This is a genomic window from Curtobacterium flaccumfaciens, from assembly GCF_013359815.1.
Taxonomy (GTDB): Bacteria; Actinomycetota; Actinomycetes; order Actinomycetales; family Microbacteriaceae; genus Curtobacterium; species Curtobacterium flaccumfaciens.
Genome location: NZ_JABMCF010000040.1, coordinates 190,006 through 215,578, shown reverse-complemented (window position 1 = coordinate 215,578; position 25,573 = coordinate 190,006). Strand labels below are relative to the sequence as shown.

Annotated in this window: 18 protein-coding genes and 1 pseudogene; 2 read left to right on the top strand and 17 right to left on the bottom strand. The window is 70.3% G+C overall.

The features are described 5' to 3' along the window. Window positions 1-176: 176 nt before the first annotated feature. The 13 genes and pseudogenes from holA to HP445_RS14660 form a co-directional block, all read right to left on the bottom strand. Window positions 177-1,196 (bottom strand): DNA polymerase III subunit delta, encoded by a 1,020-nt coding sequence (holA, locus tag HP445_RS18720; protein ID WP_027465301.1) that lies wholly within the window; start codon window positions 1,194-1,196, stop codon window positions 177-179. Window positions 1,197-1,824: 628 nt separating this feature from the next. Continuing rightward, a pseudogene (locus tag HP445_RS19020) lies at window positions 1,825-3,459 on the bottom strand (ComEC/Rec2 family competence protein); the annotation flags it as partial. A 153-nt stretch (window positions 3,460-3,612) separates the two neighbouring features. Further along, on the bottom strand, window positions 3,613-4,362 hold the full coding sequence (locus HP445_RS14710) for a ComEA family DNA-binding protein (RefSeq protein WP_128779701.1): 750 nt from the start codon (window positions 4,360-4,362) through the stop codon (window positions 3,613-3,615). Window positions 4,363-4,470: 108 nt separating this feature from the next. Next, complete coding sequence (gene leuS, locus HP445_RS14705; protein WP_128779700.1) at window positions 4,471-7,032, bottom strand: leucine--tRNA ligase; 2,562 nt, start codon at window positions 7,030-7,032, stop codon at window positions 4,471-4,473. Window positions 7,033-7,082: 50 nt separating this feature from the next. Continuing rightward, window positions 7,083-8,771 (bottom strand): thiol reductant ABC exporter subunit CydC, encoded by a 1,689-nt coding sequence (gene cydC / locus HP445_RS14700; protein WP_128779699.1) that lies wholly within the window; start codon window positions 8,769-8,771, stop codon window positions 7,083-7,085. Further along, window positions 8,768-10,450, bottom strand: coding sequence for a thiol reductant ABC exporter subunit CydD (gene cydD / locus HP445_RS14695; RefSeq protein ID WP_128779698.1), 1,683 nt, complete (start codon window positions 10,448-10,450; stop codon window positions 8,768-8,770). The genes cydC and cydD overlap by 4 nt, the downstream gene beginning before the upstream one ends. Before the next feature lie 10 nt (window positions 10,451-10,460). Next, a complete protein-coding gene (gene cydB / locus HP445_RS14690; RefSeq protein WP_128779697.1) occupies window positions 10,461-11,465 on the bottom strand; it encodes a cytochrome d ubiquinol oxidase subunit II in 1,005 nt (334 codons plus the stop codon). Window positions 11,466-11,481: 16 nt separating this feature from the next. Further along, a complete protein-coding gene (locus HP445_RS14685) occupies window positions 11,482-12,894 on the bottom strand; it encodes a cytochrome ubiquinol oxidase subunit I (protein ID WP_128779696.1) in 1,413 nt (470 codons plus the stop codon). A 273-nt stretch (window positions 12,895-13,167) separates the two neighbouring features. Beyond that, window positions 13,168-14,091, bottom strand: coding sequence for an ABC transporter substrate-binding protein (locus HP445_RS14680; protein ID WP_111023134.1), 924 nt, complete (start codon window positions 14,089-14,091; stop codon window positions 13,168-13,170). Beyond that, on the bottom strand, window positions 14,088-14,816 hold the full coding sequence (locus HP445_RS14675) for an ABC transporter permease (RefSeq protein ID WP_111033338.1): 729 nt from the start codon (window positions 14,814-14,816) through the stop codon (window positions 14,088-14,090). The genes HP445_RS14680 and HP445_RS14675 overlap by 4 nt, the downstream gene beginning before the upstream one ends. Next, a complete protein-coding gene (locus tag HP445_RS14670) occupies window positions 14,813-15,529 on the bottom strand; it encodes an ABC transporter permease (RefSeq protein ID WP_128779695.1) in 717 nt (238 codons plus the stop codon). Before HP445_RS14670 ends, HP445_RS14675 begins: the two co-directional genes overlap by 4 nt. Beyond that, entirely contained in the window at window positions 15,526-16,452 is a 927-nt protein-coding gene (locus tag HP445_RS14665; protein ID WP_027465271.1) for an ABC transporter ATP-binding protein, read from the bottom strand. Before HP445_RS14665 ends, HP445_RS14670 begins: the two co-directional genes overlap by 4 nt. Before the next feature lie 229 nt (window positions 16,453-16,681). Further along, window positions 16,682-17,329, bottom strand: coding sequence for a TetR/AcrR family transcriptional regulator (locus HP445_RS14660; protein ID WP_111023133.1), 648 nt, complete (start codon window positions 17,327-17,329; stop codon window positions 16,682-16,684). 153 nt (window positions 17,330-17,482) lie between these two features. Between HP445_RS14660 and HP445_RS14655 the strand changes: the two genes are divergently transcribed. Beyond that, entirely contained in the window at window positions 17,483-18,547 is a 1,065-nt protein-coding gene (locus HP445_RS14655; RefSeq protein ID WP_110864632.1) for an App1 family protein phosphatidate phosphatase, read from the top strand. A gap of 78 nt (window positions 18,548-18,625) precedes the next feature. Further along, window positions 18,626-20,587: a glycoside hydrolase family 15 protein gene (locus tag HP445_RS14650; protein WP_241660344.1), complete on the top strand. Its 1,962-nt coding sequence runs from the start codon at window positions 18,626-18,628 to the stop codon at window positions 20,585-20,587. A gap of 114 nt (window positions 20,588-20,701) precedes the next feature. Here the strand turns inward: HP445_RS14650 and HP445_RS14645 are convergent, their stop codons facing one another. The 4 genes from HP445_RS14645 to ctaC form a co-directional block, all read right to left on the bottom strand. Continuing rightward, window positions 20,702-22,075 carry a glucose-6-phosphate dehydrogenase gene (locus tag HP445_RS14645; RefSeq protein WP_071405720.1) on the bottom strand — a complete coding sequence of 458 codons (1,374 nt, stop codon included), beginning with the start codon at window positions 22,073-22,075 and terminating at the stop codon, window positions 20,702-20,704. Window positions 22,076-22,233: 158 nt separating this feature from the next. Further along, window positions 22,234-22,650, bottom strand: a complete 417-nt coding sequence (locus HP445_RS14640) for a cytochrome c oxidase subunit 4 (protein WP_111030352.1) — start codon at window positions 22,648-22,650, stop codon at window positions 22,234-22,236. A gap of 4 nt (window positions 22,651-22,654) precedes the next feature. Beyond that, window positions 22,655-24,391, bottom strand: coding sequence for an aa3-type cytochrome oxidase subunit I (gene ctaD / locus HP445_RS14635; RefSeq protein ID WP_027465266.1), 1,737 nt, complete (start codon window positions 24,389-24,391; stop codon window positions 22,655-22,657). Window positions 24,392-24,402: 11 nt separating this feature from the next. Further along, a complete protein-coding gene (gene ctaC / locus HP445_RS14630; protein WP_027465265.1) occupies window positions 24,403-25,305 on the bottom strand; it encodes an aa3-type cytochrome oxidase subunit II in 903 nt (300 codons plus the stop codon). Window positions 25,306-25,573 lie beyond the last annotated feature (268 nt).

Genomic DNA, 25,573 nt, shown 5'->3' with positions numbered 1-25,573 from the left:
GTCCTGACCCTTCTGGTCCGAAGGCCCCGCACCGTTGGTGCGGGGCCTTCGTCGTGTGTGGGGCTTTTGGTTCGCTTCGTGAGCAGAAACGGTCGGGTCGCGAGGGCGCACCCGACCGTTTCTGCTCACGAAGTGCCGGCCGACCGGCGCGGGACAGCCGGGAGGCCCGACTCGCCTCAGCGGGGCTCGCCGCGTCGGGCGATGGTGCGGACCATGACCTCGAGCGCGTAGTGCGCGTCGCGCGAGCCACCCTTCACCGCGGTGTCGGCCTCGGCGATGCTGATGATCGCGTTGGCCAGCCCGGACTCGCTCCAGCCGGCGACGTCACGCTGCGCGCGCTGCACCTGCCACGGCGCCATGCCGAGCGCCGAGGCCGCCTGCCCGCTCGGACCCCGGAAGGCGCTGACCTTCGCCATCGTGCGGATCTTGCTCGCGAACGCGGCGACGATCGGCACGGGTGCCTCGCCGGTGGCCAGGGCGTGCCGCAGCTCGACGATCGCCGGTGCCGACCGGCCCGCGAGCGCGATGTCGGCGACCTTGAACGCGTTCGTCTCGACACGGCCGCCGTAGTACTTGTCGACGACCTTGTCGGTGATCTCCTCAGCCTCGTCCGCCAGGAGCTGTCGGCACGCGGCGGCGAGTTCGGCGAGGTCGTCGGCGAACGCGGTCACCAGGGTGCGGACGGCGGAGGGCGCGATCCGGCGTCGTGCGGCACGGAACTCGGCGTTCACGAAGTCGATGCGGTCGGTCTCGCGCTTGAGTTCGTCGCACAGCACCTCGACCCCGCCGCCGACACCGCTGCGGATCGTGTCGAGGAGCTTCTTGCCGCGCACGCCTCCCCCGTGCCGGAGCACCAGGGTGACGTCGTCGGCGGGGGCCTGCAGGTACGAGATCGTCTCGGTGATGAAGGCGTCGGTGCACTTCTCGACGTTCGTGACCTGCACGAGTCGCGGCTCGCCGAACAGCGACGGGCTGGCGAGGGTGGCGAGGAGCCCGGGGGCGTACTGGTCGGCTTCGAGGTCGTGCACCTCGAGCGCGGGGTCCTCGCCCTGCAGCAGGTCCTTCAGCACACCGCGCGCGCGGTCGGCGAGGAACGCTTCGGGCCCCGTGATGAGCACGACGGGCGCCGGACGGATCCCCGACCAGGGCACCTGGTCGATCTTCGCTGCGGCGCGCGCGGGCTTCTTGGCGGCCATGTGGTCCTTCCGGTGGTGCCGGCCCGGACGGTGCCGGGTCGAGTGGTGCACCGTCGATCCTACGGGCGGCCGCCGACGACGAGCGCTCCGTCCACACCCGCACCTCGTCGCTGCCGGACCGGGCGAGCACCAGGGTGCCGAGCTCGTCGGTGCGGAGCGGCAGCGTCCCCGCGGCCTCGAGCATGCCGAGGGCCGATGCCGTCGGGTGTCCGTAGGTGTTGTCCGCGCCGACCCCGACGAGCCCGACCCGCGCCGTGAGCTCCCGGTAGAGCTGCGGATCCTGGTCCGCCGAGCCGTGGTGCGCCACCTTCACGACGTCGATCGGCCCCACCGGCAGCGCCCCGGCGATCCGGAGCCGACGCTGCGACGACTCCCCCAGGTCGCCGAGGAACACCCCGGTCAGGCACGCCGGACAGGAGTCTCCGTCCGCCGGTCCCGTGGCCAGCACGATGCTCGCGTCGTTGCCGGCGGCACGATCGCCGACCAGCGGCCACACCACGCGCCAGGCGAGCGGCCCGAGGGTTCCGGAGACGCGATCATCGGCCGTTCGGACGTCGACACCGGCACGTCGGAGGTCGTCGACCACCCGTTCGTCCGACGCACGGCCGACGGGTCCGACCAGGGCGGTCTCGACGGTGCCGGTCACCGCGCCCACCGCACCGACGTGGTCGCGGTCGAAGTGCGTCAGGACGAGCAGGTCGATCCGCGTGACCCCGAGCAGGTCCAGGCACGCCCGGAGCCGTTCCTCGTCGTCGCCGGTGTCCACGAGCGCGACGGCGTCATCGCCGCGGAGCAGCACGGCGTCCCCCTGCCCGACGTCGCACGCGGCGACCGACCAGTCGCCCGGTACCGAGCCCCGGACGACGAGCACCGGAACGGTGACCGCTGCGACACCGACCACGACCACGACCCCCGCGGCGAGCAGCAGCCGGGAGCCGAGCTGCCCCCGGACCAGCACGGCGACCGCGATGCAGCCGCACACGAGCACGGCGGCGGCCACACCGAGCACCCCGGCCGGCCAAGGTGCCGAGGCGTAGGGCAGGGCCGCCGCCCCGTGTGCGATGCCCCCGACGGCGGCGGCCGGGACCCACGCGACGGCCGCGAGCCCCTGCGCCCCCACCGGCCACACCGGAGCGAGGCCACACGCGACGAGCCCGACCACCGTGACGACCGGCGCGAACGGCTCCGCCAGCAGGTTCGCCGGCACCGCGTAGGTCGGGAGCGCCGCCGACAGCGGGATCGTCACCGGCCAGCACGCCACCTGCGCCGCGACGGGGATCGCGAGCGCTGCGGCGACCGGAGGCCAGACACGACGAGCCAGGAGCTCGGTGAGCGGCGGACCGAACACCACGATCCCGCTCGTGGCGAGCACGGACAGGGCGAACGCGAACGACCGTGCGAACCAGGGGTCGACGACGAGCATGCCGACCGCGGCGAGGGCGATGAGGGGAACGCCCCGCACCGGTCGACCGGCCAGGTGCACGACGAGCACCACGATCGCCATCACCGTCGCCCGGACGATCGAGGGGTCGGGCCGCACGAGCACGACGAACACCAGGAGCACGCCGACGGCCGCCGCGGCCCGGGGGCCTCTCGGCAGACCACAGGCGCGGCCGAGGACCACGACGAGCCCGACCACCACCGCGCAGTTCGCCCCGGAAACCGCCGTCAGGTGTGTCAGCGCTGAGGTCTCCATCGCCGCCTCGGTCGTCGGGTCGAGGCCGGAGCGGTCCCCGATCGCGAGTCCGCGCAGCAGTGCCGCTCCGGGCTGCGGCAGGTCGGCAGTGGCCAGCACGAAGGCCTGTCGCGCGGTGTCGGTGGCGCCGAGCAGTCCGTCGGGCGGCACCGCCGACGGCGTGCCACGGAGGAACACCACGAACGCGGTCGCCGATCCGGGTTCGTCCGGCTGCACGGCGGCGGTCACGGTGACCCGGGCACCGGCTGCCAGCACGGCACCCGGTGCACCGCTGTGCTGGTCGGGGACGAGCCGGATCGGCACGCGGAGCCCGTCGAGCTCGTCGGCGCGCACGAGCGACGCGGTGACGGAGCGGTCGCCCGGCACGAGGTCGCGGGTCAGCACTGCCTCGACGTCCACGTGCCCCGCCCCCGGACCGGCGACGAGCGCACGCAGCGGTTCCGGAGCCCGCCGGGACTCCCCCACGGTGACCGACACTGCGAGCAGCGTCGTCAGGGCCCCCGCGACGAGCAGCAGCCCGGCGACGGCCACCACGACCCCGGTGCCCCGTCGCCACCGGAGCACCATGCCGCTGACGCCCGTCAGGAGCGCCGCAGCCCCGGCGACCACGGGTGCCAGGTCGGGCACGCCGATGAGCAGGGCGGTCGCGATCCAGGCGGCGGCGACGGGCACCGCGACCCGCAGGTCGATCGCACTCGGCGCGAGCTGCACCGTCGCCCCTCAGACCCGCACGCGATCGCGGAGCTCGGCGAAGCGCACGTCGCCGATGCCGCTGACGTCGAGCAGGTCCTCGACCGCAGTGAACCGGCCGTGCTCGTCACGCCAGGCGATGATCCGCCCGGCCAGCCCCGGTCCGATGCCGGGCAGGGTCTCGAGCGCGGTCTGATCGGCGGTGTTCAGGTCGACGACGGCCGACCCCTCGACCCCGGTACCCGCAGTGCCACCGCCGCCCCCGGCCCCGGCAGTCGGCCCGGCGGCAGCACCGTCTGCCACCGGTCCGAGCGCCTCCGGTACCTCCTGTTGCCCGACCCGCGGCACGTACAACCGCTCGCCGTCCGTCAGCACCCGGGCCAGGTTCAGCCGGTCGAGGTCGGCGTCGTCGGTGGCCCCACCGGCACGTTCGAGCGCGTCACCGACACGGCTCGATGCCGGCAGCTCGACGACACCGCCCCGCCGCACCGCCCCGAGCACGTGCACCACGACGCGCCCGGCGCCAGGAGCGGACGGAGCAGCACCGGCAGACGCACCAGCCGACGGCGACGGGCCGCCCGACGCCGCACCGGCCGTCGGCGCCCCACGCACGACGACCCCGCCCGTTCCTCCGGCACCCTCGCCACCACCCGACACCAGCGCCCCGACGAGCACCACGAGGACGGCGACCACCACCACGACAGCCGCCAGCACCACGGCGGCCCGCGGTGACAACGCGAGACGGGACCACCAGGGTCCGGGCGACGACGGGGACGACATGCCCCGAACGCTACGGAGCCCGGCCGATCGGCCGGGCTCCGGAGGTCACACCCGTGCACGGGTGCCATGCACGCCCCCACTGTGGAGGGACGATGCCAGGGACGGTCGCTACCCCTTGATGGCGATGTTCACGAGCTTCGGCGCCCGGACGATCACCTTCACGATCTCGCGGTCACCGATGTACCGCTGCACGTTCGCCGACGACCGTGCGAGCTGCTCGAGCTCGTCCGCCTCGATCGACTTCGACACCTCGAACGAGTCACGCACCTTGCCGTTGACCTGCACGACGGCCGTCAGGGTCTCCTGCACGAGCAGCGTCGGGTCGGCCTTCCGCCAGCCGTACGTGGCGACGGTGGCCTCGTAGCCCAGCCGCTCCCACATCTCCTCGCCGGTGTACGGCGCGAAGACGCTCAGCCCGAGCGCGATGGTCTCGACGGCCTCGCGCACGGCGGGGTCACCGGCACCGGGGCCGCTGTCGATCGCCTTGCGGGTGACGTTGACCAGGTCCATCAGTCGCGCGATCACGACGTTGAACTTGAACGACTCCATCATCCCGGGGGCGTCGGTGAGGAACCGGTGCGTGACCTGGCGGAGAGCCCGGTCGCCGTCGGCCCACACGACGTCGCGTGCGGACGTGACGTCGAGCGCCAGGCGGTACGCCCGCGCCAGGAAGCGAGCCGAGGCGGACGGGGAGACGTCCTCCCAGTTGATGTCGTCCTCCGGTGGGCCGGCGAAGCCCATCACCAGGCGGATGGCGTCGACGCCGTTCGCGTCGAGCTCGTCGCCGAGCGAGACGCCGCCCTTCGACTTCGACATCTTCGAGCCACCGGACAGCACCATGCCCTGGTTGAGCAGCGCCGAGAACGGCTCGGTGAAGTCGAGGTACCCCAGGTCGAACAGGACCTTCGTGACGAAGCGGGCGTAGAGCAGGTGCAGGATCGCGTGCTCGATGCCGCCGATGTACTGGTCGACGGGAGCCCAGCGGCGCGCGGCTGCCGGGTCGAACGCCTGGGTGTCGTCGTTCGCCGACAGGAACCGCAGGAAGTACCACGACGAGTCGACGAAGGTGTCCATCGTGTCGGTGTCGCGGAGCGCGGGCGTGCCGTCGACGGGGTTCGGGACGTTCACCCAGTCGGTCGCGCCACCGAGCGGGGACGTGCCCTTCGGCTTGAGGTCGAGCCCCTCGGTGTCGGGCAGCACGATCGGCAGCTGGTCCTCGGGCACCGGGTGCTCGGTGCCGTCGGCGCCGTGGATGATCGGGATCGGGGTGCCCCAGAAGCGCTGGCGCGAGATGAGCCAGTCGCGCAGGCGGTAGGTCTTGGCGGCACGGCCGGTGCCGCGCTCCTCGAGCAGCGCGATGGCGGCGGTGATGGCGTGCTGCTTCGACATGCCGTCGAGCGGCCCGGAGTTGATCATCCGGCCCTGACCGGTCAATGCTTCGCCGGTGGCGACCGGGTCGAGGGTCGGCACGTCGAAGTCGTCGAGCGTCGCGCCCTCGGGGATGACCGGGATCGCCCCGGTGACGGCGGCGTTCGTGTCGACGACCACCTTGACGGGCAGGTCGAACGCCCGCGCGAAGTCGAGGTCGCGCTGGTCGTGCGCGGGCACGGCCATCACGGCGCCGTGGCCGTAGTCGGCGAGTACGTAGTCGGCGGCCCAGATCGGCAGGCGCTCCCCCGTGAGCGGGTGGATCGCGGACCGGCCGAGCGGCACGCCGGTCTTCGGGCGGTCGGCGTTCTGCCGGTCGATCTCGGACGTCTTCTGCGTCGCCGTCAGGTAGGCGTCGAAGTCGTCACGGACGGAGGCCGGCACCGACGGGTCGGCGACCAGCGAGGCAGCCAGGTCGGAGTCCGGCGCGACGACCAGGAACGTCGCCCCGTGGATCGTGTCCGGGCGGGTGGTGAAGACCGTGACGGGCTCGTCGCGGCCCTCGATCACGAAGTCGACGTCGGCACCGACCGAGCGGCCGATCCAGTTGCGCTGCTGCGCGATGACCTTCGCCGGCCACCGCCCCTCGAGCTGGTTCAGGTCGTCGAGCAGCCGGTCGGCGTACTCGGTGATCTTGAAGTACCACTGCGTGAGCTTCTTCTTCACGACGACGGCGCCGGAGCGGTCCGAGGTGCCGTCGGGCAGGACCTGCTCGTTCGCGAGCACGGTCTGGTCCACCGGGTCCCAGTTGACCCAGCTGTCCTTGCGGTACGCCAGGCCCTTCTCGTACATCTTCAGGAACAGCCACTGGTTCCACTTGTAGTACTCGGGGTCCGAGGTGTGGATCTCGGTGGTCCAGTCGAACGACGGCGCGTAGCGCTTGAAGGACGCCTTCTGCTGCTCGATGTTCGCGTAGGTCCAGTCCTTCGGGTCCACCCCGCGCTTGATCGCCGCGTTCTCGGCGGGCAGCCCGAAGGAGTCCCAACCGATCGGGTGCAGCACGTTGAAGCCCTGCTGACGCCAGTAGCGCGCGACGAAGTCCCCGAGCGCCCAGTTCTCGGCGTGCCCCATGTGCAGGTCGCCGGACGGGTACGGGAACATCTCGAGGATGTACTTGCGCGGACGGGTGTCGTCGAGGTCGGTGGTGAAGAGCCCGAGCTCTTCCCAGCGGGGCTGCCACTTCTCCTGGATACGACGGAAGTCGTAGGCGTTCGGGTCCTCGGCGTGCTGCTCGGTGGTCACGGTCGTCAACGATACAAGCCGGGAGGCCCGTCCCGCGTCCGCCTGTCGGCTCACCCGGCGAGCAGGCGTCCGTCCCGCATCCGCAGGGTGCGGTCGACCAGGTCCGGCGCCACCGGGACGTGCGAGACGATGACGACTGTCCGGCCCGCTGCGCGGGCCATGGTGACGAGGTCACGCAGCACGGTGTCACCGAGGTCCGGGTCGACGTCTGCGGTCGGTTCGTCGAGCACCAGCACCGGGAACGCGTGCAGCAGTGCGCGGGCGAGCGCGAGCCGGTGCGCCTGGCCGCCGGACACGAGCACGCCGCGTTCCCCGACCGAGGCGTCCAGCCCGCCCCGCCGGACGACCCACTCCCCCAGGCCGACCCGGTCGAGCACGGCGAGCAGTTCCTCGTCGGTCGCGGTCTCGCGGGCGAAGAGCAGGTTCTGCCGCACCGACTGGTCGAACACGAACGGGTCCTGTTCGATCAGGCCGACCCGGGCCCGCACCGCGTCGGGGTGCATCGCCTTCGCCTCGACGCCGTCGAGCGTGTAGGAGCCCTCGTGCTCCACGAACCGGACGAGCGCGTCGACCAGGGTCGACTTGCCGGCACCGCTCGGCCCCTGGAGCACGACGACCTCGCCGGGGGTGAGCGTGAACGAGACCCCGTCGACCGCGGGCTCGGCAGCACCGGGCCAGCGGACGGTCAGGTCCTGCACCGCGAGCGTGACCGGCCCCTCGACCACGAGCGACACCGGGTCGGCGTCCTCGTCGGGCTCGGGGACGATGCCGACGGGCACCTCGGCGGGCACGACCTGCTCGACGCGTTCGGCCGCAGCACGCACCCGGCGGAGCGTCAGGACGGCGAGCGGGACGGTCCCGACGACCTCGAAGAGCGCCAGCGGCACGAAGACCGCCAGGGCCCAGAGCGGACCGTCGAGCGCACCGGACACCACCGCGGGGGCACCGACGGCGAGGACCCCGATCACCGCACCGCCACCGACCAGGCCGACCAGGGCACCGACGAGCGACTCGACCGTGCCACGGCGCCGGACAGCCCGGGTGACGCGCGCATCGAGCCGGGCGATGTGCGCGAGCCGCTCGTCGAGGGTGCCGTACGCGGCGAAGACGTCGAGCGTCCGGACGGTGTCGAGCACGAGGTCCGCGACGCGACCCCGGTCGGCGGCGGTCTCGCGGTCCGAGCGCTCGGCGATCGACCGGGTGACGATCGTGCCGACCAGGGCCGCGACCGCCAGCGCGAGGACGAGCACCAGCGCCGCCGGCACCGACACGAGCGCCACGGCGACGACCGACAGCACCGCGACGACCCCCGCGGAGACGAGCGGCCCGACGACGCGGATCGGCAGGTCCTGCAGCCGGTCGGTGTCGGTCACCAGGCGCGTCATGAGGTCACCGCGTCCGGTCCGCCCGAGCCCCGCGGGCGCGATCGTCGCGAGCCGCCGGTACATCTCCGTCCGCACCACGGCCAGTTGCCGGAAGGACGCGTCGTGCCCGGCGAGCCGGTCGACGTACCGCAGCACGGCACGCCCCAGCGCGAACGCACGCACCCCGACCATCACGAGCGTCAGGTACAGGATCGGCGGGTGCTCGGCGGCACGGGTGATCAGGTAGCCGCTCGCGGCGAGGAGCGCGACGGCGCAGACCGCGCTGAGCGACCCGGCGGCGACCGCCTTCGCCCAACCCGACCCGTGCGGCATCGCGAGCCGCAGGACGGAGCCGCCACGGGCCTCCCGGCTCATGCGCGCACCCCCCTGCGGACCGTCACGGACCCGCCGGCGCGGACGTCCACGCGGACGTCCGCCGCTGCGACGACCGCCGGCCGGTGGCTGGCGACCATGACGACGGCGCCGTCGGTCGCCAGGCCACGGGCTGCCGCGATGACGCGTTCCTCGGCCTCGACGTCCAGCGCGGACGTCGGCTCGTCGAGCAGCACGAGGGGCGTGCCGGCGCGGCGCGCGCGGTACAGCGCGCGGGCGACGGCGACGCGCTGTGCCTGGCCGCCGGACAGTCCGCTGCCACCGGCGCCGACCGGGAGGCCCGGGTCGAGTCCCAGCCCTGCGTCGCTCAGGGCGGTGCGCACGTCGGCGTCGTCGGGGGTCGCGCTGAGCGCGACGTTCTCGGCGATCGTCCCGCGGACGAGACGCGGGCGCTGGTCGGCCCACGTGGTGCGCTCGGCGACGGACGCGCCGGCCGGGCCGGGCACGGTGACGGCACCGTCGTGCGGCAGGACACCGCGGAGGGCGGCGATGATGCTCGACTTGCCGGAACCGCTCGGGCCGGCCAGCACGACGACGGTGCCGGGCTCGGCGTGCAGGTCGAACGGCCCGATCACGACGTCGGGTCGGCGGACGGTGAGCCCGCGGACGGTGAGCCCCCGGACGTCCACGGCGGTGGCGGGTGCTGCGGTGTCCGTGTCGGTCCCGCTGCTGCCGGTCGCGGACAGCGATGCGGTCTCGTCGTCGGCCAGCACGTCGAGCACCGCGGCCGACGCCTCGACGCCGTCCTGGGCGGCGTGGAAGTCGGCGCCGACCTGGCGGATGGGGGCGAAGGCCTCCGGTGCCAGCACGAGCACGAACATCGCGGCACCGAGGCCGAGCGAGCCGTCCACCAGGCGGATGCCGATCGAGACGGCGACCAGTGCGACGGACAGGCTCGCGGCGAGCTCGAGCGCGAAGCCGCTCACGAACGACAGCCGGAGGACGCCGATCGTGCCGCGACGGTACTCGTCGGTGACCGCCCCGATGCGACCGACCTGGCGGCGCGCACGGCCGAAGACCTTGAGCGTGGCGAGCCCCTCGACGGCCTCGGTGAAGGCGCCACCCAGCTTCGCGAGGGCGTCCGACTGCTTCCGCTGCAGCGACTGCGTGGCCAGGCCGATCAGGATCATGAAGACCGGGATCACCGGCAGGGCGAACAGGATGATCAGCCCGCTGGTCAGGTCGCCCAGGCCGATCGCGACGAGGAGCATCGGCGTCGCGATCGCGGTGAGCGCGAGCTGCGGAAGGTACCGGCCGAAGTAGGCGTCGAGTGCGTCGAGCCCGGGGCCGAGCGTGGTGGCGAAGCCGGCGCTCGACCGGCCCGCGAGCCACGACGGGCCGCGCTCAGCGGCGCGGGCGAGCACCGACGTGCGCATCTCGCTCTTCACCTTCGCCGCAGCGCGTGCCGCCAGGTCGTCGGTCGCCCACGCGGCCACCGCACGCAGGGCGAACGCCCCGCCGAGCAACGCGAGCGCCTGCCCGAACGCCGCCGGCACCCTGCCGTCGCCGACGGCGTCGACCCCGAGGGTGACGGCCGCGGCGATCCCCCACGCGATCGCGATGGTCGCGAGCGTGCGGAGGACACCGGTGCCGGCGGCAGCGACGATGAAGCCGCGCGCCGTCCGGGACAACCGCAGGAGTCGGGGGTCGAGGGGCTTCATCGTCGTCCGCCTAGTGCGCGGCCGCGGTGACCTGGGCGCGGGAGACGCGCTTGCGGAACACCCAGTAGGTCCAGGCCTGGTACGCGAAGACCAGGGGCACGAAGATCAGCGCGACCCAGCTCATCACGGTCAGCGTGTACGACCCGGACGAGGCGTTGTACACGTTCAGGCTGTTCGCGACGTCGTTCGAGGCCGGCATCACGTCGGGGAAGATCGCCGTGAACATCGCGAGCACGATCGCGGCGATGGTGACCGCCATCAGGGTGAAGGCACGCCCCTCCTTGCCCCAGGCGTTGCAGAGCACCGCGAGCACCAGGGTGAGCGCGGCGACCACGGAGAGCACCAGCGAGGCCGGGGTGGCCCGGACGAAGGCCATCGACACCAGGAACGCGGCACCGACGACGATCGTGACGATGCCGGCCCGGGTCGCCAGACGCTTGGCGCGGACGCGGATGTCGCCCTCGGTCTTCAGCGCGACGAAGACGACCCCGTGGGTGAAGAACACGAGCAGCGTCGCGGCACCGGTCAGCAGCGCGAACGGGTTGAGCAGGTCGAAGATCGTGCCGGTGTAGTTGTGCCCGGCGTCCATCGGGATGCCACGGACGATGTTGCCGAACGCGACGCCCCACAGGAACGACGGCACGGCACTGCCGACGATGATCATCAGGTCGAAGCGGCGCTTCCACTCGAGGTGCTTGTTCTGGTGCCGGTACTCGAACGACACCCCTCGCAGGATGAGTGCAGCGAGGATGAGCAGCAGCGCCAGGTAGAAGCCGGAGAACATCGTGGCGTACCACTCCGGGAACGCCGCGAACAGGCACGCCCCGGCGACGATGACCCAGGTCTCGTTGAGGTCCCAGACCGGGCCGATGGTGTTGATCAGGACCCGACGGTCGGTGTCGTCCTTGCCGAGGAACGGCAGGGACATACCGACACCGAAGTCGAATCCGTCGAGGACGAAGTAGCCGACGAAGAAGACGCCGACGATCGCGAACCAGAGAACGGGGAGATCCATCAGGCAGCGTCCATTTCTAGTAGACCGTCACTTCGTGCTTGACCTCGCCGGTTTCCTCGTCGACCTCGTCCGGGTCGGCGGGCCCCTCTTGCGCGACCTTCTTGATGAGCTTGAACTCGACGACGGCCAGCGAGCCGTAGATCAGGGTGAAGACCAGCAGCGAGATGAGGACCTCGACCCCGGTCACGTTCGGCGACACACCGTCCTTCGTCTGGAGCAGCCCGAACACGAGCCACGGCTGCCGGCCCATCTCGGTGAAGACCCAGCCGACGATCATCGCGGCCATCGGCAGCGGCACCGTCCAGGTGGCGATGCGCCACACCCAGCGCTGGGTCGGGAACCGGCCCTTGCGGGTCAGCCACAGCCCGACCAGCGAGACCATGACCGCGCCGACGCCGAGGGCGATCATCCAGCGGAACGACCAGTAGGTGACCCAGATGATCGGCTTGTAGTCGCCGGGGCCGTACACCTGCGTGTACTGCGCCTGCAGGTCGTTGATGCCCTCGACCGTGCCGTTGAACGTGTGCGTCGACAGGAACGACAGCAGGTACGGCACCCGGATCGAGAACAGCTCGTGCACACCGTCGGGGGTGCCGAGCGTGAAGATCGAGAACGAGGCGTCCTTGCCGGTCGCGGTGTTGTACAGCGCCTCCGCCGCCGCCATCTTCATCGGCTGCGTGTCGACCATCGTCAGCCCGAGCTGGTCGCCGGTCAGGACGGTCAGCGCGCCGGCCGCGAGCATGGTCCACATGCCGAACTTCAGCGCCGGCAGCATCGTCTCGAGGTTCTGGTTGCGGGCCAGGTGGTAGGCCGCGACCGAGATGATGACCGCCGCGGCGACCATGAAGCAGGCGAAGAGCGTGTGCGGGAACGCGGCCAGGGCGACCTTGTTGCCGAGCACCGCCCAGATGTCGGTGAGCTCCGCACGGCCCTTGGCCTCGTTCATCGCGAAGCCGACCGGGTGCTGCATGAACGCGTTCGCGGCGATGATGAAGTACGCCGACATGATCGTGCCGGCGCTCACGCACCAGATGCTCGCCAGGTGCAACCCCTTCGGCAGGCGGTCCCAGCCGAAGATCCAGATGCCGATGAAGGCCGCTTCGAAGAAGAACGCCAGGATCCCCTCGAGCGCGAGCGGTGCGCCGAAGACGTCACCGACGAAGCGCGAGTAGTTCGACCAGTTCATGCCGAACTGGAACTCCTGCACGATGCCCGTCACGACACCCATCGCGAAGTTGATCAGGAAGATCCGCCCGAAGAACCGCGTCAGCTGCAGGTAGTGCGCGCGGCCGGTCCGGTACCAGGCGGTCTGGAACACGGCCACCACGGCTGCCATGCCGATCGTCAGCGGGACGAAGAGGAAGTGGTAGATGGTCGTCAGACCGAACTGCCACCGCGACAGGAGGAGCGGATCGAGGAGGTCGTTCATGCGGCGATTCCGAGACGGGTGGCCGCGCGCTGTTCGTGCACGTCAGTTGCTTCCTGTGGAACGGATACATCAGGTGTCACAGCCCTTGGGACATCCCAACGCTATCGCGCTGCATCACACTTCGACAAGTTGTAGAACGACTCAGTGCACAAACGTGCACAGCCCCTGCACGGCACAACCGTGCGGCACGGATGTTCGCGTGGTCGGCTCCACGAACGACGACAGGCGCCGGGTGGATACCCGACGCCTGTCGTTTTGTTCGTGAACCTCTGGCTACAGCAGACCCTCGGCCTTGAGCCAGTCCTCGGCGATGGTGGACGCCTTCTCCTTGTCGGCCGTGCTCTTGGTGTTGAGCTCGATCAGGGCGTCGGTCGTGAGCTTCTCGTTGACCGAGTCGATCGCGTCCGCAGCCTTCTCGTTGACCTTCTTCGAGACGACCGGCACGACGTTCTGCGGCAGGATCAGGTTCTCCGGGTCCTTCAGCGTGACGAAGCCGTTCGCCTTGATGCTCGGGTCAGCGGTGTAGATGTCGGCCAGCTGGACGGTGTCGTCCTTGAGTGCCTTGACGGTCAGGGCACCGCCGCCGTCCTCGATCGCCTTGAAGTCGACGTCGACGCCGTAGACCGACTTGAGCCCCTTCGGGCCGTACGGCCGCGTCTGGTTCTCGGAGTTGGCCCCCACGGTGAGCTTCTCGTCGACGTTCTTCAGGTCGGCCAGGCTCGTGACGTCGTTGTCCTCGGAGAACTTCTTCGTGACGGTGTAGCTGTCCTGGTCGGTCGCGTCGGCCTCGTCGAGGACCCGGAGGCCCTTCGGCAAGGCCTTGTCGAGCCCGTCGTCGATCTGGTCGGCGGTCTTCGCGTCCGAGTCCTTGTCGAAGTACTGCAGCAGGTTGCCGCTGTACTCGGGCATGACGTCGATGGCGCCCTTCTCGAGCTGCGGGATGTAGACCTCACGCTGCCCGATGTTGAAGTTGCGCTTCACGTCGAAGCCGTCCTTCTCGAGGACCTGGGCGTACAGCTCGGCGATGATCTCGTTCGAGTAGTACTGCTGCGAGCCGACGACGATGGTCTTCGAGTCGGACGAGTCGCTGGAACCGCTGTCGAGCGGGTCGCTCGACGCGCAGCCGGCGAGGGCGGCGACGACGCCGACCGCCATCGCGGCGGCGACACCGGCGCGGATCTTGGGTGCTGTGATCACGAGGGATTTCCTTCCGGGAGTGGATTGCGGGCTCGCTCACGCGACCCCTGACGCTGTCGGGCCGACGGGTCCGCGGTGCCCTTCGGCACCGCCGCCCGCTGCAGCACGGCGAACACGATCTCGAACGCGATCGCGAGGGCGATCACGAGGATGGAGGCGCCGAGCATCTCGGCGTAGTCCTGGGTCTTCAGGCCGAGGAAGAAGTAGCCGCCGAGGCCACCGGCCCCGACGTACGCGGCGAGCGTGGCCGTCGCGACGACCTGCAGCACCGCGGCGCGGACGCCACCGATCAGGAGCGGGAGCCCGAGCGGGATCTCGACCTTCCACAGGATCTGCCAGCCGGTCATGCCCTGGGCCTTCGCGGCGTCGACGACCCCCGGGTCGACGGACTCGATGCCGGAGTACGCACCGGCGAGCACCGACGGGATCGCCAGGATGACGAGGGCGAGCAAGGGAGCCTGCAGCCCGATGCCGAGCAGCAGCCCGAACAGCGAGAGCACGCCGAGCGTCGGGAGCGCCCGCACTCCGCCGGACACCGCGATCGAGAAGCCACGAGCACGGCGGGTGTGGCCGATCGCGTACCCGACCGGCACGGCGATGACCGCGGCGATGAGCACCGCGAGCAGGGTGATCCAGACGTGCTCCCAGACGCGCGTGGGGATGCCGTTGTACCCGCCGTAGTTCGTGGGGTCGAACACCCACGCGAAGGCCTGACCGATGATCACGAGGAGACCTCCGCTGCTTGCAGGACTCGGCGAGCCTGTCGGCGTGACACCGAGTTCGTCCGGGTCCACGGCATTCCCAGGCGCCCGAGCAGCACGAGGAGGCCGTCGAGGGCGAAGGCGAGCACGAGCACCATCACGATGCCGGAGAGGATCTCCTCGTAGATCCCGCGCCCCAGGCCGTCGGTGAACAGCAGGCCGAGACTCGGGATGCCGAGGACCGCCCCGACGGTGGTCAGCGAGATCGTGGAGACCGAGACCACCCGGAGCCCGGCCAGTAGGACCGGACCGGCGAGCGGGAGCTCCACACGGAAGAACCGCTGCGCCGGCGAGTAGCCCATGGCGGTCGAGGCGGACTTGGTCTCGGAGTCGACCGAGGTCAGCCCGTCGACCGTGGAACGGACCATCAGGGCGAGGCCGTACAGGGTCAGCCCGATGACGACGTTGATCGGGCTCTGCAGGCCGGTGCCGATGATGCTCGGCAGCGCCACGAACAGGGCGAGCGACGGGATGGCGTAGAGCAGACCGGCGAGGGTCACGATGCTGCTGCCCACACCCGATGCGAAGCGCGACCCACCGGGGCGCTGCAGCCGGACCACCAGCCACCCGATCGGGATCGACAGTAGGAACGCGACGATGATCGGCGGGATCGCGATCGCGAGGTGGGAGACCGTGTTGTCCCAGATCGTGTCGAGGTTCGCCAGCACCCACTTCACCGGGTGCCCCCACCCTGCGCCGGGGCACCCGGTGCGTCGTGGGACGCTCCGGCCTCTGCTGCTCGGGAGTCGGACTGCGGAACGGCCTCGGCGGCGTCGACGACACCGACCGGGCCCGTCAGCACGCCGGCTGCGCGGCCTTCACCGTCGACGACGATCGGACCGGTCGGGGTCTGCTCGACGCGGAGCGCGCGGCGCCCGCGGCCGGCGCCGATGAACGTGGCGACGAAGTCGTCGGCGGGTGCGGCGAGGATCTCGGCCGGCGTCCCCTGCTGGGCGATCTCGCCGCCCTTCTTGAGGATGACGACCTGGTCGCCGAGCTTGAACGCCTCGTCGATGTCGTGCGTCACGAACACGACGGTCTTGCCGAGTTCGCGCTGCAGGCGGATGAGCTCGTCCTGCAGGTCGTTCCGCACCAGCGGGTCGACGGCACCGAACGGCTCGTCCATGAGCAGGATGTTCGGGTCGACGGCCAGCCCGCGGGCCACACCGACGCGCTGCTGCTGGCCGCCGGAGAGCTGCGACGGGTAGCGGTCGGCGAAGGCACGGTCGAGTCCGACGGTGTCCATGAGCTCGAGGGCGCGCTTGCGCGCGTCGGCCTTGGAGACGCCGGTCAGCAGCGGGACGGTCGCGATGTTGTCGACGACCTTGCGGTGCGGCAGCAGTCCGGAGTTCTGCATGACGTACCCGATGTGGCGACGGAGCTCGACGGGGTTGATCCCGGCGACGTCCGAGCCGTCGATCTCGACGGTCCCGGAGGTGGGATCGACCATGCGGTTGATCATGCGGAGCAGCGTGGTCTTGCCACAGCCACTGGATCCGACGAAGACGGTGGTGGTCCGGGACGGGATGACCAGATCGAAGTGCTCGACCGCAGTCGTGCCGTCCGGGTAGGTCTTGCGCACCGAGCGGAACTCGATCATGGGGTGCCCTTCTGTTCGGAGGTAGCCCGACTCCGGATGAGAGTACCCGGGGGTGCCGACATCGGTTCGGTCGCGACGCCGCGTGACGGGTTCCGGACCACGGTTCGTTCCGCGGACACCACCGGTACTGCGCGATCCGACGGGGGACGACGACGCCCGCGCCTCGGTGTTCGGAGGCGCGGGCGGGTCGGTTCGGTCTCCGGCGTGTCGCGCCGGTCCGACGGGATCGTCAGGACGCGGCGATCACCGATTCCAGGTGCGCGCGGTTCATCCGGCGGTACTCCTCGATCAGCTCCGTGTCGGGGTGCTCGCGGTCGCGGTGCGCCCGCGCCAGCACCGCGTGGCCGGACTCGGCGAGGACGACCCACGCGCGGGTGATGCGCTCGTCGTCCGGCAAGCCGAAACGATCGCGCATGATCTGGCCGACGGCCGCGCCGAGCGCACCCATGCGGTCCTCCGCGTCGCCCGTTCCGGTGTCCGCCGGGTCGCCGAAGCGGATGGCCCGGAAGCCGGGCTCGGTGCGGTACATCTCTGCGGTCATGTCGATGAGCGCGTCGTTGGCGTCCTGCCAGGTCTCGGCGCCACTGGCGTCGAGCGCCTCGACGAAGCGGGAGGCGAGCCGCTGGGTGCAGCGGATCGCGAGTGCCTCGACCACGGCGATGCGGTCCGGGAAGTACCGGTAGACGGTGCCGATCGACGCCCCCGCGCGCTCGGCGACCATGGCGGTCGTGAGCCGTTCGAACCCGATCTCGTCGATCACCGCGGCTGCGGCGTCGAGGAGGCCGGCGAGGCGCGCCGAACTGCGGGCTTGGACCGGCTCGTTCCTGAGCAGTGATGATCCCCCCGGCAGAGCGTTCGTTACCTCGGTGACGAGCACGTGTTCTCCTCTTGCGCTCCAGCGCGGTTGGTTGGTGTGACGGGGACAACTTTCGCAGAACGCACCTGGAACGTGGCTGCGACTCACCACTTGCGACGCACCAGTTCTGTACAGCGCGCGGGTTTCGTCAGCCGCCCGTGGGAGGATGACGCCATGCCCGACCCGACGCCCCACGAGCCGTCGTTGGCCGAGCCGCTCCTGCACCGCGCGGCCCGCATCGAGGACGCCGTCCAGGAGTTCCGCGAGCACCGTGCGCGCCGTCGCGGACTCGTCCCGACGGTGGTCCCGTACACCGGCTACGGCGCGCCCGGTTGGGTGCGCATCCTCTGCCGTGTGCTGCTGACGCGCCGCGGTCTCGCCTCCGACGTCTCCTACGCGGGCGTCCGCGGCTGGAAGAGCTTCACGAGCGTCGCTGTCGACCACGCCGAGGTCACCGTCACCGCCGGCGGGGTCTCCCACGTGGTCCAGACCGACCGTGGCGGCGTCGTCGACACCATCGTCCCGATCGACCTCGAGCCCGGCTGGCGCACCGTGCGGCTGTCGGCGGGCGGCGGGCGCGACGTCGAGGCCGACGTGTTCGTCGTGCACCCGGACACCCGCTTCGGGCTGCTGTCCGACATCGACGACACCGTCATGGTGACCTCGCTCCCCCGCCCCATGCTCGCCGCCTGGAACTCGTTCGTGCTGACCGAGCACGCCCGCCGCCCCGTGCCCGGCATGTCCGTGCTGTACGAGCGGATCCTCGCGCAGCACCCCGGTTCCCCGACGGTCTACCTGTCGACCGGAGCGTGGAACGTCGCCCCGACGCTGCAGCGCTTCCTGTCGCGCAACATGTACCCGTCCGGCACGCTCCTGCTCACCGACTGGGGTCCCACCCACGACCGGTTCTTCCGCAGCGGGCAGCTGCACAAGCAGGAGAACCTGCGACGGCTCGCGAAGGACTTCCCGGACATCCGCTGGCTCCTGGTCGGCGACGACGGACAGCACGACGAGAGCCTCTACGGCGACTTCTCGCGGGAGCACCCGGACAACGTCGCGGGCGTCGCCATCCGGCAGCTGTCCACGAGCGAAGCGGTCCTGGCCGGTGGACGCTCGCGGGCGCAGGAACGCTCCCGTGACTCGTCGGCGCCGTGGGTGTACGCACCGGACGGCGCCGGTCTGTGGAGCGAGCTCGCGCGGGTCGGCATCATCGAGTCCGACGCCTCCGACCCGGCCTGAGCGACCCTTCATCACGTTCTCGGCCCGGAGCACCCGTGGCCGACCGCGGCGCTCGGGCACCGGGTGTTCGATCGGTCCATGAGCACCGAGCCGGCCGCACCGCCCGAAGCCGCATCACCCGAAGCCGCACCACACCCAGCCGCACCGCACCCAGCTGCACCGACCACACCGCCGAACCGCATCGAGGACCACGCCCTGATCGGCGACACCGGCACCGCTGCCCTGGTCGGCCGCGACGGGACCATCGACTGGGCGTGCCTGCCGCGCTTCGACAGCTCGTCCACCTTCGCCTCGCTGCTCGGCACCGAGGACCACGGCCACTGGACCCTGCGACCCGTCGACGACGAGGCCACGGCCCAGTGGCGGTACCACGGTGACACCCTGGTGCTCTCGACCGTGTGGACCACCCGTGACGGCGTGGTCGAGGTCACCGAGTTCATGCCCGTCGGCGCGCACCGCCCCTCGATCGTCCGCCGGGTGCGCGGGCTCCGCGGCACTGTCGAGCTCCGGCAGACGCTCCGGATCCGGTTCGACTACGCACGGGCCCTGCCGTGGATCCGGCAGATCGGGGACGACGACGAACCGGCGCTGCTCGCGACGGCGGGCCCTGGCTCGGTGATCGTCCGGGGGCCGCAGTTCCGCGCCGACGACCACCGGCACACCGCCCTCACGACGATCCACGACGGCGACGTGCTCGACACGGTGCTCACCTGGTACCCCTCGCACCGCGAACCGCCGGAACCGCTCGACGTCGACGCGGCCCTCGCCCACACCATCTCGTGGTGGACGGCGTGGACCGCCCCGGCGCAGACCACCGGCCGGTACGCCGACGCTGCTCGACGGTCGCTGGTGTTCCTCCGCGCGATGACCCACGGCGAGACCGGTGGCGTCGTCGCCGCGGCGACCACGGGCCTGCCGGAGGACCCCGGTGGCGAACGCAACTGGGACTACCGCTACGTCTGGCTGCGCGACGCCTCACTCGCGCTCGCGTCGCTCATCGCCCACGGGTACCGCGACGAGGCCACGCACTGGCGCGGCTGGCTGCTGCGCGCGATCGCCGGTGACCCCGCCGACGTGCAGATCATGTACGGCATCGCCGGCGAACGCGAGCTGCCCGAACGGGAGCTGCCCGAGCTGCCCGGGTACCTCGGGTCGACACCCGTGCGCGTCGGCAACGGCGCCTCGACGCAGTACCAGGGCGACGTCTTCGGCGAGGTGCTCGCGGCACTGCACGACGCCCGCGAGCTCGGGGTCGAGGAGAACGCCGACTCCTGGGCGCTGCAGCGGGCACTGCTCGGCTACGTCGAGGAGCACTGGCAGGAGCCGGACAACGGCATCTGGGAGATGCGCGGTCCGCGGCGGAGCTTCACGCACTCGCGGGTGATGATCTGGGCCGCGTTCGACCGCGGGGTCGCCGCGGTCGAGGAGTTCGGCCTCGAGGGCCCCGTCGACCGCTGGCGCTCCCTGCGCGACACCGTCCGCGCCGAGATCGAGGAGCACGGCTGGAACGCCGAGCGCGGTTCGTTCCGCCAGCACTACGACACCGACGAGGTCGACGCGAGCCTGCTCGTCCTGCCGCAGGTCGGGTTCTGCCGCGCCGACGACCCCCGGATGACGGGCACCGTGCGCGCGATCGAGGAGGACCTGCGCGTCGGCGACGACGGACTCGTGCTCCGCTACCGTACGACGGCCGGCTTCGACGGGCTGTCCGGCGCCGAGCACCCGTTCCTGGCGTGCTCGTTCTGGCTGGTGGAGCAGTACGCTGCCTCGGGCCGGGTCGAGGACGCCGAGCGCCTGATGGACGTGCTCGTCGGGTACGCCAACGACGTCGGCATGCTCTCCGAGGAGATCGACGTCGCCACCGAGCACCACATCGGCAACACCCCGCAGGTGCTGTCGCACCTGACGCTCGTGTCGGCAGCGGACGCCATCGAGCGCGCCCGTGGCGCGACCGTCGGGCACCGCACGCGGTTGCCCGTCCACGACGGCGGCACCCGGTCGTGGACCGGCGAGGGTGAGCGCGCCGGCTCCCCCGCCTGATGCGTCTTGCGATGCCCTGATGGCGGCCCCACGACGGACGGGAGGCCCGGTGCCAGCTGGCACCGGGCCTCCCGTCCGTCAGGGCGTCCGTTCAGGACGTCAGCAGCGCGTCCGTCAGGACGACGACTCCCAGTCCGCCGGGCCGCGCGAACCGGCGCGGTACTCCTCGAGCGGGACCTCGTCGGCCTTCCACGCGGCGACGACCGGCTCCACGATCTCCCAGCAGCGCTCGGCCACGTCGCCGCGGATGGAGAGCAGCGGGTCGTCGTGGAAGATGCCGTTCAGGACCTCGCCGTACGGGGTGAGCTCGCCGTCGCTGAACGACGACGACAGGGTGACCTGGCCCATCTCGAACGGGTTGCCACCGCCGTTTGCCGACACGGTCAGCTCGATCTCGTCCGGGTTCAGGACGATGCGGAGCGTGTCCGCCTTCGGGCGACCGCTCAGACCGGAGGGCAGACGCGTGACCGGCTTGAAGGTGATCAGCACCTCTTTCCGGCTGTTGCCGAGTGCCTTGCCGGACCGCAGCGTGAACGGAACGCCCTTCCAGCGGGCCGTGTCGACCTCGACCGAGATCTCGGCGAGCGTCTCGGTGCTCCGCGACTTGTCGACGCCGTCCTCGTCCTGGTACGACGGCAGCTCCTTGCCGTCGATCGTGCCGGCCGTGTAGACGGCGCGACGCGACGCGATCTTCGGGTCGCCGCCCTTGAGCTGGGTCGAACGGAGCACCCGGGCAAGGGACGAGCGGAACTCGACCGCGTCGATGTCCGCCGGGGCGTCCATCGTCACGATGCCGAGGATCTGCAGCAGGTGCGACTGGATCATGTCCACCATCGCGCCGGCCTCGTCGTAGTACTGAGCGCGGTTCTCGAGCCCGAGGGTCTCGTCGTAGAAGACGTCGACCTTCTCGATGTTGTCGGCGTTCCAGATCGGCTCGAACAGGCGGTTCGCGAAGCGCAGACCGATGATGTTCAGGACCGTGGTGCGTCCGAGGAAGTGGTCGGTGCGGTGCACGCGCTCTTCCGGGACCAGCTTCAGCACCGTCTCGTTGAGGGCCTGGGCGCTGGCGACGTCGGTGCCGAACGGCTTCTCGAAGGCCAGGGTCGTGCCCTCGGGGAGCTCGACGTGCTCGAGCGCCTCGCAGATGTCGGAGGCGATCTGCGGCGGGAGGGCGAAGTACAGGATCGGCTCGGAGTCGGCCGCGGCCAGGAGCGCCTCGAGGTGCTTCGGGTCGGTGGGGTCGCCCTGGATGAACTGCGTCGACTCGATGGTCGCGTCGACCTCCGGCCCCTTGACGTCCTGCGACGCGAAGGACTGCGTGACGATGTCCTTCCACTTCTCGGGACTGCGCTCGCTGCGGCCCGTGCCGATCAGCTGCACGGGGACGGCACGGCCGCTCTGCAGGAACGTGCCGAGGCCCGGCAGGAGCAGGCGGGAGGCGAGGTCGCCCGTCGCGCCGAAGATGATGAGGGTGCGCTTGTCGGTCACCTGAGGTGACTCCTTTCGCTGTGGTGGGAGGTCCGCTCCAGTCAAGTCGCGGGCGGGCCCGTTTGTTCCGGATCGGGACCGGAGATCGTCGCCTGGACGCACTTCGGGCGGCACCGTTCTGGTGCCGCCCGAAGTGTCAGGTGCGCTGCAGGGCCGGGTCAGTGCCCGAAGTTGCCGCGGTAGTACTCGTAGACCCAGCCGACCAGGGTGATCGCCACGAGGACGAGTCCGATCGGGACGATCCACAGGCCGGCGGCCACGCCGAGGAAGCACACGGCGACCGCGGCGGCCAGCAGGATCGGCCACCACGACCAGGGGCTGAAGTGCCCGAGCTCGGCGTCGCCGTCCTCGATGTTGGCGTCCGGGCGGTCCTCGGGCAGGACGCCGCCCTGGGACGCCATCACCTTGCCGAGGTAGAAGGCGATGAACGCCGACATCAGGCCGGTCAGGCCGATCGCGACGGTGCCCACCCACTCGGGCTCGCCGTAGTAGATCAGCGCCCAGATCGTGTAGGCGGCGTCCGCCAGGATGAAGAACCCGAAGAGGATCCAGAACAGGTTGGTGTTCGCGCGCATGGCGTTACTTCACCTCGCCCTTCGCGGCGTCGTAGGTCGGGGCATCGGGGGCGTCCTTCGCGGGACCCACACCGATCGGCACACCGGCCTCGGGGTGGTTCAGGTCGAAGGCCGGGGACTCCGAACGGATACGCGGGATCGACGTGAAGTTGTGGCGCGGCGGCGGGCAGGAGGTCGCCCACTCGAGCGAGCGGCCGTAGCCCCACGGGTCGTTCACGGCGACCTTCGGTGCGTTCCGGGCGGTCACGTAGACGTTGAAGATGAACGGCAGGAACGAGATCGCGAGGATCATCGAGCCGATCGTCGACAGCTGGTTCATCCAGGTGAAGCCGTCGTTCGGCAGGTAGGTCGCGTAGCGACGCGGCATGCCGATGACGCCCAGCCAGTGCTGGATGAGGAACGTGGTGTGGAACCCGATGAACAGGAGCCAGAAGTGGATCTTGCCGAGACGCTCGTTGAGCATCTTGCCGGTCCACTTCGGCCACCAGAAGTAGAAGCCGGAGAACATCGCGAAGACGACGGTTCCGAAGACCACGTAGTGGAAGTGCGCGACGACGAAGTACGAGTCGGACACGTGGAAGTCGAGCGGCGGCGACGCCAGGATGACACCGGTCAGACCACCGAAGGTGAAGGTGATCAGGAAGCCGAGGGCCCAGAGCAGCGGCGTCTCGAACGTGACCGAACCGCGCCACATCGTGCCGACCCAGTTGAAGATCTTCACGCCGGTCGGGACCGCGATGAGCATCGTCATGAGCGAGAACCACGGGAGCAGGACGCCACCGGTGACGTACATGTGGTGCGCCCACACCGTGACCGACAGGGCCGCGATGGAGATGGTCGCGTAGACGAGGGTCTTGTACCCGAAGATCGGCTTGCGGCTGAACACCGGGAAGACCTCGGAGACGATGCCGAAGAACGGCAGCGCGATGATGTAGACCTCGGGGTGCCCGAAGAACCAGAACAGGTGCTGCCAGAGCAGGGCCCCGCCGTTGGCCGGGTTGAAGATCTGCGCGTCGAACACGCGGTCGAGCCCGAGGCCGAAGAGCGCCGTCGCGAGGACCGGGAAGGCCATCAGGACGAGGAGCGCCGTCACGAGGGTGTTCCACGTGAAGATCGACATGCGGAACATGGTCAGACCCGGGGCACGCATCGTGATGATCGTGGTGATGAAGTTCACCGCGCCGAGGATCGTCGAGAAGCCGGTCATGCCGAGCCCGAAAACCCAGAGTGTGCCGCCGAGCCCTGGTGTGAACGTCGTGTCACTCAGTGGCGCGTAGGCGAACCACCCAAACGAGGCAGCGCCCTGCGGGGTGAGGAAGCCGCCGACCGCGATGAGCGAGCCGAACAGGTAGAGCCAGAAGGCGAAGCCGTTGAGTCGCGGGAAGGCGACGTCGGGCGCACCGATCTGGAGTGGCATGATCGCGTTCGCGAAGCCCGAGAACAGCGGCGTCGCGAACATCAGCAGCATGATCGTGCCGTGCATCGTGAACAGCTGGTTGTACTGCTCCTTCGTCGCGACCACGTGCAGGCCGGGTTCGAAGAGCTGGGCACGGATCACGAGGGCCATCACACCTGCGAGCAGGAAGAAGATGAACGACGCGATCAGGTACATGTACCCGATGGTCTTGTGGTCGGTGGAGGTGATCCACCGGACGACGATGTTGCCCTTCCGACCCACCTTCGACGCCTGGAAGTCCGGCGACGAGGTCTGGGTCGGTTGGCCGACGAGTGACGTTGTCATCTGACGAGCCCCTACTTGTTCTCGCTGGACGCCTCGACCGGCGCCTTGTTGTTCGGTTCGTTGGTGTTGGTGTTGTACTCGTCACCGAGCAGACCGACCTTGCCCTGGTCCTTCAGGGTGTCGAGGTAGTCCTGGTACTGCGCCGGCGTGACGACCTTCACCTGGAAGAGCATCAGCGAGTGGTACTCACCGCAGAGCTCCGCGCACTTGCCCTGGTACGTGCCGAGCTTCTCCGGGATGAAGTACTCCCAGTTGGTCTTGCCCGGGAGCATGTCCTTCTTGTACAGGAAGTCGATGACCCAGAAGGAGTGGTCGACGTCACGCGAGGAGAGCTCGATCGCGACCTTCTTGCCCTTCGGCAGGTAGAGGGTCGGCAGCTGCGACTCGTCGATCGCCCCGTTGGCGTTCTCTTCTTCCTGGGCCTGGATGCCCTGGTAGTAGACGCTCTCTTCGGGGTTGTCCTTGTTGATGTAGTTGAAGTCCCACGCCCAGCGCTTCCCGTACACGTGCACGGTGGCGTCCGGGTCGGCGAAGGGCTTCTCGATCGCGGCCTGGTCCTTCGCGGTGAAGGCGAAGAAGCCGAGCACGAGGATCAGCGGCACGATCGTGTAGAAGATCTCGAGCGGCATGTTGTACCGCATCTGCACGGGCAGGCCGGTCTGGCCCTTCCGGCGGCGGTAGACGATCGCGGCCCAGATGATCAGGCCCCACACGATGAGACCGACGGCGAGGAGAACGACCCAGCTGGTGGTCCACAGGCCGACGATGCGGCTCGTGTGGTTGGTGACGTTCTTCGTCTCCTCCGTGCCGGGGAGCCATCCGTTCATCTGCTGCTGCGTGCAGCCAGCCAGTGCGATGACCAGACCGACGGCCACCGGGACGGCCGCCCAACGTATACGGCGATTCGAACGCACTGTTACCTCTCGCAAAAGACGTGAGCTTCGGAGGTCAGCCCGTCGAGTCCGACGGCGTGCCGCACGAAGGCGGCGCATGGCTGGCTCCCAGCTTGATTGGAACACTCCTAGCTTACTCGCAGCTCGGTACCGCTCGCGCACACACGACACGGTTCTGGCCTCGATCCGCACGTCTGCGGGCACGATTTCGCCCGGTCACACCGCGCCCCGGCGGGCCACGTCCGGTCACACGAACGCGAGCGGGGAGCGACCCTTCCGGTCGCTCCCC

What these genes read in the sequence shown, in the direction of transcription:
- holA (WP_027465301.1), bottom strand. Translation starts at nt 1,196, where the DNA reads ATGGCCGCCAAGAAGCCCGCGCGCGCCGCAGCGAAGATCGACCAGGTG.
- HP445_RS14650 (WP_241660344.1), top strand. Translation starts at nt 18,626, where the DNA reads ATGAGCACCGAGCCGGCCGCACCGCCCGAAGCCGCATCACCCGAAGCC.
- HP445_RS14655 (WP_110864632.1), top strand. Translation starts at nt 17,483, where the DNA reads ATGCCCGACCCGACGCCCCACGAGCCGTCGTTGGCCGAGCCGCTCCTG.
- HP445_RS14685 (WP_128779696.1), bottom strand. Translation starts at nt 12,894, where the DNA reads ATGAACGACCTCCTCGATCCGCTCCTCCTGTCGCGGTGGCAGTTCGGT.
- cydD (WP_128779698.1), bottom strand. Translation starts at nt 10,450, where the DNA reads ATGAAGCCCCTCGACCCCCGACTCCTGCGGTTGTCCCGGACGGCGCGC.
- ctaD (WP_027465266.1), bottom strand. Translation starts at nt 24,391, where the DNA reads ATGACAACGTCACTCGTCGGCCAACCGACCCAGACCTCGTCGCCGGAC.
- HP445_RS14640 (WP_111030352.1), bottom strand. Translation starts at nt 22,650, where the DNA reads ATGCGCGCGAACACCAACCTGTTCTGGATCCTCTTCGGGTTCTTCATC.
- cydB (WP_128779697.1), bottom strand. Translation starts at nt 11,465, where the DNA reads ATGGATCTCCCCGTTCTCTGGTTCGCGATCGTCGGCGTCTTCTTCGTC.
- cydC (WP_128779699.1), bottom strand. Translation starts at nt 8,771, where the DNA reads ATGAGCCGGGAGGCCCGTGGCGGCTCCGTCCTGCGGCTCGCGATGCCG.
- HP445_RS14710 (WP_128779701.1), bottom strand. Translation starts at nt 4,362, where the DNA reads ATGTCGTCCCCGTCGTCGCCCGGACCCTGGTGGTCCCGTCTCGCGTTG.
- HP445_RS14665 (WP_027465271.1), bottom strand. Translation starts at nt 16,452, where the DNA reads ATGATCGAGTTCCGCTCGGTGCGCAAGACCTACCCGGACGGCACGACT.